This window comes from Desulfonatronum thiosulfatophilum, assembly GCF_900104215.1.
Taxonomy (GTDB): domain Bacteria; phylum Desulfobacterota; class Desulfovibrionia; order Desulfovibrionales; family Desulfonatronaceae; genus Desulfonatronum; species Desulfonatronum thiosulfatophilum.
Window position 1 is genome coordinate 82,981 of sequence record NZ_FMXO01000010.1, and the last position, 13,170, is coordinate 96,150.

A 13,170-nucleotide genomic window follows, 5' to 3' on the forward strand; every position below is an offset into this window, starting at 1 on the left:
AAATCAGAGAGATTTCGTTGACCTGAGTGGTCAAGTTCAAAAGGGAGCCCCCATGCAGATTGAATCCATCCGTCTCAAAAATTTCAAGGTGTTTCGCGATATTGAGTTAAAGAACATCCCCTCTTTCCTCGTGGTCGTCGGAGCAAATGGATCCGGTAAATCGACTTTGTTCGATGTGTTTGGTTTCCTGCATGATTGCTTGCGCGGCACGGTGCGCCAAGCCTTGGACAAGCGCGGCCGTTTCCGGGAGGTCGTCAGCCGGGATGCTGATGGCGACTCCATCCTGATCGAAATCCAGTATCGGATGAATATCACCGATGCGGATCGGCTTGTTACATACTCTCTTGAAATAGCAGAAAATAAAGGAGTTCCCTTCGTCAGGAGGGAGATTCTGCGCTACAAGCGAGGGCGCTATGGCAGCCCGTACCAATTTCTGAAGTTTGAAGCAGGTGAAGGATACGCTATCACCAATGAGGAAGATTTCGACAAGACCGACGAAGAACTGGCACGTGAATATCAGAAGGTCGCTCCAGACACCCTGGCCCTTAAGGCACTTGGCCAACTGGAACGCTTCAAGGCCGCCAACGCCTTTCGTCAGCTCATTGAATCCTGGCATGTGTCAGACTTCCACATCAATGTCGCACGTGGCCGCAAGGAAGCCTCTGGAGAATCCGAACATCTGTCCGAATCCGGAGACAACTTGCCCCTGGTTGCCCAGTACCTGCACGAATACCATCCGGAAAGATTCCAGCGCATTCTCGATATCATGGCCCATCGGGTGCCTGGCGTGGAGACCATCGAGCCCAAGTTAATGGACGATGGATACCTGACTCTGCGGTTCCGTGACGGCTCCTTTAAAACCCCATTTTTGGACCGGTATGTATCCGACGGCACCATCAAGATGTTCGCCTATCTCGTCCTGCTTTACGACCCTCAGCCGCATCCTTTGCTGTGCGTCGAGGAACCCGAAAACCAGCTTTACCCGACTCTCATGGAGGAGTTGGCCGAGGAATTCCGTCTTTACTCCAATCGTGGGCAGGTACTCGTCTCCACGCACTCACCGGATTTCCTGAATGCGACGCAACTGGATGAAGTTTGTTGGTTGGTGAAAAAGGATGGATTTACGGAAATTCGCCGCGCCCGGGATGACGAGCAAATCGCCCGGTATATGGCCGATGGGGACAAGCTGGGGTGGCTCTGGAAACAAGGCTTTTTTCAAGGGGCCGACCCGCGATGAAGGAGCTCGTCTTTCTGGTGGAGGAAGCATCGGCCAAAGCCATGCTGGAAAGCCTTTTGCCCCGCTTGTTGCCACAGGGCATCCTGCATCGCTGCATCGCCTTTGACGGTAAGCAGGATCTGGAGCAGCAACTCGTCCGGCGCATCCGGGGCTATCTAAACCCGCAGGCCCGCTTCATTGTCCTACGTGACCAGGACAGTTCCCCGGATTGCACTGTTGTCAAAGCCCAACTTCAGCAACTTGTTTTCGAGAGCGGCAAGTCAGCTCTTGTGCGCATTGCCTGTCGAGAGCTGGAAAGCTTTTACTTGGCCGACCTAGTGGCCGTTGGTCAGGCTCTGGGACTTTTCAGTTTGCACAAGGAACAAAACAGATCAAAATTTCGTGCACCAGATTATCTGGGAAGCCCCAGCAAGGAGTTGGCGCGGCTGACAAAGTACACTTACCAGAAGGTCGGTGGATCGCGCGACATTGGTCGCTACCTGGACATTGACAACACTCGTTCGCCAAGCTTCAAGAATCTGATTCGCGGTATTCGACGGCTGGCAATGGAGTTGGAATCTATGTCGCGATGAACGCGACATAGAATTCATGCGTTCCGCGTTTGCACCCGGGAAGTAAATCGCTCGATCCAGCCTGAAGACATCGGTGTTTTGTGTTTCTTATGCAAAGTGGGGCGACATCTACATTTCCGTGGGATTTGTTCATGGTTTAATTCCAAAATAGGCGTCTGCTGCCGGAAAATGATAATGAGGAACGTTCATGAAATTTGACTGTGACGACAAGTTGCTGTGCCGGCTGCAGTACGTCATACACTTTGCTGTCCGGGTGTTGGCGATTTTGATGGTGTTCGTGATTGTCATGGGGGTGATAGACGTTGCCTGGATGATTTATCACAAGCTCAATGCCGCGCCAAAATTCATTTTGACCATTTCGGACATGTTGGCCACCTTCGGAGCGTTCATGGCCGTTTTGATCGCCATTGAAATCTTCGTTAACATCACGATCTATCTGCGCGAGGACATCATTCACGTCAAGATCGTCATGGCCACGGCGCTCATGGCCATTGCGCGAAAGGTCATCATCATGGACATAGAGAAGGTGGAGCCGCAGTACATCTATGCCATCGGCGCGGTGGTCCTGGCCATGAGCATCGGATACTGGCTTGTCCACAAGCTTTCCGCCAGGGAACACCATGAGGAGAATGACTGCATTGAAACAATCGCGCCGCGGGATAATAAAAAACGTTCCAAGGAAAAGGATGCTTCCTTCGAAGAGCAGCAAAGTCCAAGGTAGATGCCTGTGCCTGCTCCAGGATCTATTAATGGGACCTCGGGACAATGACTTGCGCGTCGCTTTCCACCACATCCTCGACATAGAGCATTTTCACTGCAAACAAGTTGTCGTCTAATTGTCGAAAGATAGTCCTTTGATTGTCGACACCGTCAATGGTGTCTTTGATGTAGGGGAGCAAAAGGGATTAATCGGTCTGATCGAGCAGGTTTCCCTTGCCCCACGCCGGACGCATGTCAAAGGTTCAGAGCGGATCGGACTGGCAGGCGTCGATCTCTCGCATCCACTCGAGCAGCCGCTCATCAGCCACCAGGCGTCCCTCTCGGATGCCTTCCGCGACAGCCTGGTCGTCCAGGACATGTTCTTGATAATAGTCGAATAAGCGTCCTCGCAAATAGTATTCCCGGTAAAGAAAACGCCAGTTCCCGCAAATGTCGGGAGTCAGCCGAGCGTTTCGTTCGGCCGCTTCGACGCCCTGTCGGATTTTGTTCAGAAACTGAGGATACGAACGCATGGGAAAGTGCAGGATCTCAAGGGGATGTTGGTCGGTTGTCGGCATAAGACCGCCACTGCGCGTTGCTTTATGGTTTCCGTCTCCCACACTGACGTCCGGATAGGCCCGGTGGCAGATCTTGGGCGGCAAGGGCCGGCCGCGGCGATTGCGTGAGACACGCTCTCGCACGGTCATTCGTTCATAAAAAGGGAGGTGATGGGAGTTCGGACGGGGTAGGAAGTTGACCCTCGGAACCCGCAATACGTCGATGCCCTTCGGTACAGATGTCAGGGAATGACGCAAACTTCCTTCAGCCGGGACCCAGAATTCATCGGCGTCGTTTTCGATCACCCAGTCGGCGCCGTATTCGACGGCGGCCAAGCGGGCCATGCGGGTCACCCAGACCGCCTGGTCATGGTTGTGTTCCGATTCGTGGATCAGATGCAGTCGTCCCTGGCGCTGGAATTTTTCGAGAATGGCCGTGGTGCCGTCCACCGAGGCGTTGTCCGTGGCAATGACGAAATCAACTCCCTGGTGCAGGTGAAACGCGATATTCGCCTCCACCACGTCTTCCTCGTTGCGGCACAGCAGGGTCATTACCAGCTTCATGACATCATCCCGATCGTATGGGCGGCATCGACATGAAGAATCTTCAGGCTACAGGGCCTCCTGCTCCGGAGGTAAAATGCCAGGAATCGAGAGTGCAACAAGTGATCTCGCCTGCGGAAGTCAGGGGGCGGACGACAAAAGTCCATCCGCGGGATGCATGCATAACGCAAAGAGAGAGCCTCCGGCTCCTGGATCTTATTGATGGGACGTCGGGACAATGACTTGCGCGTCACCTTCCACCACATCCTCGACATAGAGCATTTTCACCATGATCATGGCGACAACCGTGAGCGGCGCCGCGAGGATCAATCCCAACACTCCAAACAGAACGCCCATGGCCACCTGCACCGAAATCAACAAGGCCGGCGCCAGGTTGACGACGCGATGCTGGATCATGGGTACGATGAAATTGCCCTCGATGTTTTGGATGATCAGATAGAACACCAGGACAATCAGACCGGTCTGCGCGCCCTCGGCGAATCCGATGATGACAATTGGGATAGTCGCAATGATCGGACCCAGGAACGGGATAAAGGTCAAAAACGCTGTGAGTACGCCAAGGCTGAGCCAAAGATCGATACCAATCAGCATCAGGCCGAGGGAAACACTGACGCCCAGCAGCAGCATGGAGATGATTTGCCCCAGGAACCACCAGCGCAGGGCATGTGCAATGGCCGAGAAAGTCTCTCCCAGGCGTTGACGACGATGGACGGGGAACAGTCTCAGAACGCCGCGCCGATAGAGCTCGGGATCGGCAGCAGCAAAAATTGTGATCGCCAGCAAAATGATCAAGCTGGCAATGGCGCTCAACCCCATTGTTGTGGCAGTTGCGAGATGACCGGCCACCTTTTGGGAGATTTCCGCCAACTGCTCCCGCCCGTTCTCTTCGTTCAAATCCAAAAATGTTTCCGTCCAGCCGGCTGCGGACAACTTTTCCTGCATTCGTTCGATAAAGGACATGAAGGTTCGCCAGAGATCATCGACCTGCGCAAAAAACTGCGGCAAGATCAAGTAGCCGAGGAGTCCCAGAGAACCGGCCAATAGAACGAGAACGAGAGCCAGCGCCCAGCCACGCTTCAGGGGCGTTCGCTTGGCGATGCCCGCAGCCAAACCGTCAAGGCCAACCGCGAGCAGCACACTGGCGAACATCAACAGCAGGACGTCGCCGATCAACCAGATCAGAAGGCTTAAGGCTCCGAGCAGAAGTACTCGATCGGTTCGAAACCAACGCTGATCGGCAACGCCAGTCCGATGTTCGATCACTGGATAAGTGGGTTTGGGCTGGTCAGACATCTGTCCTTTTTCACCAAGTTAGGTGCTTTACACGGTTTCCCAGGATGGCTGGTTCCTGGTTCAGCCGATTTCTTTTTTTACCTTCTCCTTTTCTTGGTTGAAGCTATTGAGAAGTTCATCAAGTTCATCTTCTGAAAACTGCTTTTTCATAGTGGGGAAGGTTTCTTCTTCTTCCTCATCAATGTGGTGCTCATTGATCTCCAGCATAACTTTCACTTTTGCCCAGAATTCTTCGCTGTCTTGATCAGAATTTTGGGCTTCTTCGAGTAGACGCTCCATTACATCATGTTCCTGCAGCTTTTCCAACGTTTCAAGACGAATTTCTCTGTCGTCGCTGTGCTTCAAACGTTGGAAAACGGAAGCTTCTTCTCCTTTGACATGGGGTTTGAGATCTTTCTTGATTTCTTGGAACAACTTTTTCCATTCGGAAGAATTCTCGGCTTGCTTGAACTTTTTGGTCAACTCTCTTTGCTCGTCATGATCTTTTTTCAGTACTGCGTAAAAATTGCTGGCCATGGTTTTGTCCTCCTCTCATTAAAAACGTTAGGGTCAACGAGTTCAAGGAATTAAAGGCGGCGGCGTGATTGACGCCGCTGCCTGACTGCTTTTTATCTCACAACCTGATGGTGCTGTCCGAAGCATTCCAGCGTATAGGACCATGGACCTCCTATCGTAACCCAGTATGGTTTTTTCTGGATGCTCAGTGAACTGGCAACTATTCTGCAAATTCTGATCCTAAGGATAGGATCTGGGCGGGATGAGTCGTTCCATGAATTTCATGAACCGCCCCAGCCCTCACTTTGCCTGAACATTCGCCACAAGGGGTTTTTGCTTTAACGGCCCAGGTGACCGCATCCGCCTTGACCATTGCCGCGGTCACTGACCAAATGCCAGCGTTGAAAGAAGGGCAATGTCAGTTCTTCTGGAGTCCAATCGCGTATGCTGGACCACGATGGGAATGTTTGAGCGAAAGATGCTGGAAAAATCCGTATCTCTCGGAAGCCTTGCCGGCTCACTGAGATCATTGAAACGCAGATGATTCGTTCTCTCTCCCGCGAGTCTGATCTTGTACGGTCCGATGGGATCCTTGTCGGCAAAATAGACGGTTATTTCAATTTCCGCCTCTTCTTTGTTGGGATTCAAGATGCACGCTGTTTCATGGCTGATGAACTTATAGTCTTTCGTTTCATCGTCCGCGGGGATAAATCCTTCCGCAATGACCCATATCTTTTTTCCGATTTCTTCCATTTTCCTACCTCCTTTGAAGTTTACCCAGGATAACGCTTCCTGAGTTTTTAGGTTTGTGGAATCCAAAGACTCTCCTCCAGTTTGTAAGAAATCTTGATGCCATCAGTGAATAATTTATCAACCCACCGCCTTTCCTGTACCTCAATCCATTCTTTTTTCAGCCTGATAATGTTGTATCCATTCGGTTCGCCGCGGATGCGATGGGATATGGCGGTCCCTGCCTGCGCCACGATGATGGAACGCTTTGTGGACGGATAATACGTTCGGATGTCTCCTGTGTACCCGTGGTGCAAATGACCGGAAATCAAAAGGTCTACGCCGCACCGGTCAATCACCTCCAGCGCCCGTTGAGCTCTCCCGACCAAGGAAATACCGGCATCTTCCTCTCCCGGAGGGGGAATAAAGGGGTGATGGGTGACGACGACTTTGAATACGTTCCGCGGTGCTTTCGATAGAATGCGTTCCATCTCTTCAATTTGAGCAAGGGAAATCCGGCCGTTTTTCCAGGTGAACGATCGAGCGGTATTGAGACCGAGCACCAGGAGGTCATCATCCAAGTAGCAAGGCATCATTTCTTCGGTAATGTGATTCTTGTAGCGATTGAGGGGGCTCCAAAAGCGCCGCACCACATCGAAGAGAGGAATGTCGTGATTACCAGGTACGAAAAGCTGCGGGTGAGGAAGTCGCTTCATGAATTCAGCCGCTTTCCGGTACTGAGCCTTCCGTGCCCTTTGGGTGAAATCACCACTGTTGATCACCAGATGAGGCTGCTGTTGATGCAGTTCATTGAACAGGCCTTCCGCCACTTCAGGATCTTCCCTTCCAAAATGAAGATCGGAAATATGAGCTAATATTTTCATGGCACGGCGACTCGCAATGCTTTTTCAAGACTGCGGAACCGAAGCGGCATCGACAATTTATGGATTTCTCCGTCTATGGCCACTTTCAGCTTTCGGTGATGGGAACGAACGATCAATTTCGTTACCGAACGCATCTCCAGATTTTCCATCTCCTGAATCCCCCTGACGCTGAGTACATAGATCATGCGCAGTAACGTCAAAATTCCCAGGGAGCGAGCCATGCAAAGCCAAAGTTTTCCCTCGTTGATGGCGGGCCGGTGGAAATCCGATTCAAACCCCCCTTGATATTCGTTGTTTCCCACGAAAACCAACGGAGTAAAGCGCTTTGCGGTATAGACTTCATCTTCAAGAACCAATTTCATTTTTGGCATTTTGCGTAATGCAATGAGCGCAGCCACAATCTGGGCCTGCCATTTCCGCCATCCACGTTTTTTGGTAATTTCCTCGCGCTCCGCCACCATTTTTGGATAAACACCAAGGGATACGTTATTGATGAACTTGATCCCGTTCACTTCTCCTAGATCAACTTCCTTCATCTGCATGGAATCCATGAGGCGAATCGCTTCCACGGGCTCCAGCGGAATGCCGAGATCGCGGCAAAAATTGTTTTTTGTGCCAAGCGGGAGCACAACGAGCAAAATTCCCGTATTTGACAGGATGTTTGCAGCAGTGCTCACGGTCCCATCGCCCCCGCCGACCACAAGCATCTCGATTCCCCGTTTTTGAAGTCGCTCCACCTCCTGTCGGATCTGATCCCCTGAAACGATAGCCAAATGATCAGCGGAGATGCGGGCAAGAAGATGCTCCTTTATCTCTTCAATGCGATCTGTTTTCTGCTGGGGCGGCAGTGTGCCGGTGTTTTTGTTGATGACTGCGCCAATTTTCGTCATGAGCAAAGTCCAGGTTTGAATATCTACTTGAAAAGGAAATGTTCGTGATGCCCAAGTGAAAAGCTTGGTCACTACTCATCCAAGGTCCGGCTTGCCTTGCTTTGGCGGCCTCGAAATGGAGGGCTGATTTACAAAAAATATTCATTTCCATGGACATGACCAGCCCGAGGACTGTTCAGCGTTCACTCGCAATAAAAGTTTGTTTGGAATTACAACGAGGTACTGTGAAGTACTTTCTTCGAAAATTGATTCTGGGGTGGAATTGATTACGGCAGGTAACTACTCGGTTGCGTTTCGCCTTGTCTCAATTTTTAGGCGCAACTCCTCCGCGGATTCCGTAACATCGAACCTGTTCAAGGAGGAGTTTGAGGGTAATTAGAGAGGGGGCGGGTTGGGTGACGGGTTTGGCTGGAAAATCACGGGAACTCTCGCCAGACCGTCTTGATTATGGCAATTCGGTGCGGCTGTTTTCAATTCGCATCCTTCCGGCAGAAGAGAGGCGAGTGGTTGTTGGGGGTGATGCGTGTGGCGATCCCACAAGGTGCTTCACAGTAGCCCTCTGGGGCCAGTGGCCGTTGACGTCTTGTCAGTTCATCCCCTCGTTCAATAATCCCGTTTCCAGAACAATCCCAACCCGCCGCCTCTGGGGCCGAGGGTGCTTTCAAGGCTGATCCTCGGTGTCAAATCGATATCCGCGGAAACGGTTTCCTCTCCGGTTTTCATGTCCCTGTCCAGACGCAGGTAGACCCGCTCGTTGATGTATTTGCCGGCACGCAGGCTGATGTCGCCGCCTTGGCCGGTGACTACGTCCAGGTCGTCCAGGAGCAGGATGTCGCGGGCCGTGCCCATGATGTCCAGGCCGCCGCCGTGTCCGGCCAGTTCCCGGGCGGCCAGGGCCAGTTGCGCAGCCTGGGTGGGCGAGATTCTGGCGAGGGAGCGGCCGAAGAGCATCTGGGCCAGGATTTCATCCTGGGGCAGGGGGGGATCGGATTCAAGGGTCGGCGGGCTGATGTCCGGAGGCACGCCGGAGATGCGCACGATGAAGGTTTTCTCCCCGTCCGGGTCGCGTCTGGTCTGGGTGGCGATCAAGTTCACATAGGGCCTCGGCGGTTGACTGCCGGTAAACTGGATGACGCTTTCCTCGTCAATCGTGAAGCGCTTGCCCAAGAGGTCCAGGCGACCTCTTTGGGGGCGTATTTCCCCGCGAATGATCGGTTCCGAGGCATTCCCCGAAATGTGCAGATTTCCTCCCCATTCCGAATCCAGACCCCGGCCGCGCACAAAAAAACGGCTGGGAAAATGGACCCCGATATCCAGCGCAAGGGGAGGTATGGGCGGGGTAAACACGGCATCTTCCGCGGAATCTCTGGGCTTATGGACATCCACGACATCGAGATCCACGACCCGCGGACCTCCCAGATCCCTGAGAAACACTTCGACCCGGTCCAGGTTCACTTGGCCGCTCACCTCCTGAGCCTCGGTGGTGCCGGAAACATCCATGGAGATTCGAGACAGCCGGGCCCGCGCCTGCGGACTGTCCAGGACGTTCATGTTGGCGCCGCTCAAGGTGAAGCGGAACGGAAAGTTGTGCTCTGGATCGAGATCGGCCCGGCCTTCCAGTCGCAGCGTGCCCTGGTCGCCGTCCGTGGCGGTTAGGGATTCCAGGATGAAATGTTCCTCCGTAATTCGGGCATCGCCCTCGATGTCCTGGATCAGCACGCCCTGCAGAAGGTGCTGGTATCCGCCCCGGCGCACCTGGATGCGTCCACCGGGTTCCGGAGCATCAATGGTTCCGGCAAGCTGTAAGTCCAGGCCGAGTAGGCCGGCGAGCAACTGACTGTCCGGAAGGACAATGTCCCCCAGCCATCCCAAATCCAGATTGCCGACCACGGATGCCGTCACGGGCTCGTCCCGGGGCAGATCCAATCCGACCGGGTCGAGGCTCAGACGCATCCGAGCCTGTCCTTGGGCCTGGAGCAGGGAGTCGGTGTGACCCTTTTCCCGCAGTTCGGCGAACAGCGTCACCGACTCGCCATCCAGGACGGCATCAGCCTGCAGGTTCAGGGATGGAATCTCCCCCAGCCCGGTGACCGCCGGAGAAAGGTCGTTTCCGACCAAGGTTACGTCGCCCCGCAGCGCGGATTTGGGGCCGTGCAGCACCGCGCCCAGGGTGAGGGCGCCCTGGACATCCGTGGTAAAGAGGTGGAGGGGCAGGTTTTCCACGCCCAGGCGCAGATCCGCCGTTTCCCCGGAAAGCTGCGCCTCCGCGCGGACAATGGCCGATCCAAATTCCAGAAGCAAGGGGGAGGCTGACAGGTCGTCTCCAGCCATGGTGATGGTCACCGGATCGGCCAGGACAAGATTTTGCCCGGCCCAGGCTCCGGTCAGGTTTTGCAGGCGGATCGTGCGTCTAGCGTCCACTTCGGCGGAGGTTGCCTGTATTCGGAGATCGAACGGATGAAGGGCATGGCCTTGTGCCGCGGCGTTCAAGGCGATGTCGGCAAGAGTGCCCTTGGCTTCGGCTTCCAGGACGTCCACCCGGTTCTCGCCGGCCTGAAAACCTTGGGTCGCCACGGAGGCGTCCAGGTGCGGCGGGCCGGCAACTCCGAGAACATCCCGGGCCTGGGCCTGGAGAGACATGTGGGAGAGGGTTCCGAAGTCGGCTAGAAGATTGTCCAGAACAAGACTGAGCTGGACGTTCTGGCTTGGGCCGTCCGGTTGGAGGTCGAGCTGAAGATCCAGCGCTCCGGCCATATTTTGCCCGGCAAGCGCGCTCAGGGGCCCGATATCCCTGATCCGGCCTTCAAGTTGGGCCGTCACGAGCTGTGTGTTGAGATCAATGTCGCCGCTGCCGGACAGCGTGCCCTCGGGGAGGGTGAGGGTCAATCCGGAAAGGCGGAGTAGATTGTCGTCCAGGGCAAAGTCTGTTTCCGCGAAAAGATCGGTCTGCATCGGCGATGCGGAAAGGGAGAGCGAGCCTTGGGGACTGCCGGGCAACGCGTCCGCGTGCAAAACGAGCCGGAGGGGAAAGGCGTCCAGGTCGGCTACCTGAAGGTTCTCGCTGAACAGATCGCCATCCAGGGAAAGATTTCCGCCGACAGCACCGTGAACCCGGACTTCCAGTACGGCTGCACCGCCCAAATCCAGTTCCGGATCCGGCGAGGCCAGGGATAGGTCCGGCAGTTCCAGGACAGCCTGTGCCGTAAGTTCCCGGGTGTCGAGAACATAAGCGACATCGGCCATGAGATCCAAACCCTCGGCGTGCAACGAGATGTTGTCAGCCTGAATGCGGTGGAGACCGGATCGAGATGGATCATCCACGTCCGAGAGCAGGCTGATCCGGGTGGCCAGATCGATCCGCTCGCCCAGCAACCGGGGCAGAGGATCCGGCAGTCCGCTGGTTTGTTCCAGGGCAGCTTGCACGTCCAGCTGGAGGTCCATGGGCTGCACCACGCCCTGTGCCGTGATCTGAAGATCGAGCAGTCCGGCGTAGTCCTGGCCGTGCAGAGCCAGCCAGGGCTGGATGCGGGTCGGCAGAAGGTCGAGGCGGGCTTCCAGGTGGTTCCGGTCCAGGGCGTACCCGCCCTCTGCCTGAAGCGCCAGGCCGTCTCCGCGCAGTGTCAGGGACTTCAGATCCAGGAAAGTATCACCCAGCCGATACTGCAGATCAAACTCCGATGTCAGCTCGGCCGGCAAAGCCGTGTTCGGCACGTCCACGCCGTGAGCCTGCAACGTGCCGCTGGCCGCTATGTCCTGGCGGTCATTCCACTGTTGCTGGCCGAATTGAATCGAGGAAGTCAGTTCCAGCTCGGCGATCCGGGCCGGATCGGCCGCGAATTCGGTCAGGTTCAGGACGAGTTCGATGTCCGGAGCGGTGAATGGGCCGTCAAAACGGCTGTGCAAGAGAATCTCCGGCCCCAGTTCCACACCTGTGAGATCACCCAAAGGCGCCGTGTCCCGCACTGTTGCCTGGAGTCCGCCACGCAAGGCGGACTGGCGCAAATCCAAATGGGCGTCCAGGATCAGCTCCAATAACGGGTTGCGCAAGGAGACTTCGTTCAGTTCAACCTGTTGCGTGCCCGGCATGGCGGCAAGGATGCGGAAGGATGTGCGGGGGAGATAGGCATCTGCCGGATGGGGCAGCAGGGAGGAGTCCAGGAAAAAATCACCGTTCCAGCTCAGGCTCGGGTAATCCTGCCAATCCAGGGCAAGATAGCTTTCCACGGAAATCAGCTGCCCGGCCTGGACATGAAATGTTCCGCTCCATGCGGCCGGGGGACCGTCCCCGTCCAGGAGCAGTGCCAGCGGCGTGGTCTCGGGCAGTCCGAGTAATGGTGCCAGGGAGCCTTGAGGGTCGGTGAAATCGGCACGTAATGTAAGCAGGTTCGTGTCCTGGGCGAATTCGGCATGCAGGGTGAGCTGGCCGGCTTTTCCGGCCGGTCCGGCCATGGAATCAAGCCGCAGGTCGACCCGCGCTTCGTGGCTGTCCGCAACCAGTTCCGCCTGGAGCTGCAGAACAATGCGCTCTCCGGCCACGGCTTCGGCCAGGATGATTTCCCGGACAGCCAGGTGTTCAAGGGCTATCCGCGGGAAGGCATCCGGCAGATCAACGCCCTGAGACGGTTCCCGCGGTTCGCGCTCGGTTTGTTCCCCAATGGGCGTGCGCAGCATTTCAAGACGCGTCGCGCTGAGTTCATGGATGCGCAGCCTGGCCGCCAGCAGGTCCCTGCCGGACCAACGCAGCGCGAGATCTTCGAGCTCCAGCCATGGCCCTTCGGCATCGGCCAAACGCAGTTCGTCCAGGCGCAGGTCAAACGGGAACCGGCCGTGCAGCCCGTTCAGGGTAATGTTCTGCCCGCCCACATCGGCCAGGGTGCGATTCAGAAGCCCCTCAGCGCGTTCCAATCCGTAATCCGTGCGCAGGAAAAGAATTGTCGCGACCAGCATGAAGATCACCAGCAGCGGCGGAACAAGTAAAAGATATACCCACCAGCGACGCCGCTTCGGAGTCGATTCGTTCATTTCCATATCAACACCAATTTTGCCATCTCCACCACAATCCCCGACCGAATCGAAATCGAAATCGAAATCGAAATCGAAATCGAAATCGAAATCGAACTGACTCTATGGAATTACATGTTTATCGTTCATGGAAGCCGAAAAATCCGGCTGAAGCAATGTAAGCGTACGGTAACCAATAGAAACATGCTTTGATAGCTATCCTTGCGCCGGATGCGGCTGTTTAAGCCG

Annotated in this window: 10 protein-coding genes; 3 read left to right on the forward strand and 7 right to left on the reverse strand. The window is 55.3% G+C overall.

Going from position 1 to position 13,170, the window contains the following annotated elements; genetic code table 11:
• The first annotated feature begins 52 nt into the window (after positions 1–52).
• The 3 genes from BLP93_RS09710 (at position 53) to BLP93_RS09720 (ending at position 2,530) form a co-directional block, all read left to right on the forward strand.
• On the forward strand, positions 53–1,237 hold the full coding sequence (locus BLP93_RS09710) for an AAA family ATPase (protein ID WP_092120674.1): 1,185 nt from the start codon (positions 53–55) through the stop codon (positions 1,235–1,237).
• Positions 1,234–1,809, forward strand: a complete 576-nt coding sequence (locus BLP93_RS09715) for a DUF4276 family protein (RefSeq protein WP_092120677.1) — start codon at positions 1,234–1,236, stop codon at positions 1,807–1,809. Before BLP93_RS09710 ends, BLP93_RS09715 begins: the two co-directional genes overlap by 4 nt.
• 187 nt (positions 1,810–1,996) lie before the next feature.
• Entirely contained in the window at positions 1,997–2,530 is a 534-nt protein-coding gene (locus BLP93_RS09720; protein ID WP_092120680.1) for a phosphate-starvation-inducible PsiE family protein, read from the forward strand.
• 241 nt (positions 2,531–2,771) lie between these two features.
• Here the strand turns inward: BLP93_RS09720 and BLP93_RS09725 are convergent, their stop codons facing one another.
• The 7 genes from BLP93_RS09725 to BLP93_RS09755 all read right to left on the reverse strand — a co-directional run bounded on the left by BLP93_RS09725 (position 2,772) and on the right by BLP93_RS09755 (position 12,942).
• Positions 2,772–3,629 carry a glycosyltransferase family 2 protein gene (locus tag BLP93_RS09725; protein ID WP_092120683.1) on the reverse strand — a complete coding sequence of 286 codons (858 nt, stop codon included), beginning with the start codon at positions 3,627–3,629 and terminating at the stop codon, positions 2,772–2,774.
• A 195-nt stretch (positions 3,630–3,824) separates the two neighbouring features.
• Positions 3,825–4,922 carry an AI-2E family transporter gene (locus BLP93_RS09730; RefSeq protein WP_092120686.1) on the reverse strand — a complete coding sequence of 366 codons (1,098 nt, stop codon included), beginning with the start codon at positions 4,920–4,922 and terminating at the stop codon, positions 3,825–3,827.
• A 60-nt stretch (positions 4,923–4,982) separates the two neighbouring features.
• A complete protein-coding gene (locus BLP93_RS09735) occupies positions 4,983–5,438 on the reverse strand; it encodes a hemerythrin domain-containing protein (RefSeq protein ID WP_092120689.1) in 456 nt (151 codons plus the stop codon).
• 360 nt (positions 5,439–5,798) lie between these two features.
• The gene (locus tag BLP93_RS09740) at positions 5,799–6,236 is read right to left on the reverse strand and encodes a sensory rhodopsin transducer (RefSeq protein ID WP_208596611.1); all 438 of its coding nucleotides are present in this window, start codon (positions 6,234–6,236) and stop codon (positions 5,799–5,801) included.
• Positions 6,218–7,030 (reverse strand): metallophosphoesterase family protein, encoded by an 813-nt coding sequence (locus BLP93_RS09745; protein WP_092120695.1) that lies wholly within the window; start codon positions 7,028–7,030, stop codon positions 6,218–6,220. Before BLP93_RS09745 ends, BLP93_RS09740 begins: the two co-directional genes overlap by 19 nt.
• Positions 7,027–7,992: a diacylglycerol/lipid kinase family protein gene (locus tag BLP93_RS09750; protein ID WP_139162968.1), complete on the reverse strand. Its 966-nt coding sequence runs from the start codon at positions 7,990–7,992 to the stop codon at positions 7,027–7,029. The genes BLP93_RS09745 and BLP93_RS09750 overlap by 4 nt, the downstream gene beginning before the upstream one ends.
• A gap of 531 nt (positions 7,993–8,523) precedes the next feature.
• The gene (locus tag BLP93_RS09755) at positions 8,524–12,942 is read right to left on the reverse strand and encodes a translocation/assembly module TamB domain-containing protein (RefSeq protein ID WP_139162969.1); all 4,419 of its coding nucleotides are present in this window, start codon (positions 12,940–12,942) and stop codon (positions 8,524–8,526) included.
• Positions 12,943–13,170 lie beyond the last annotated feature (228 nt).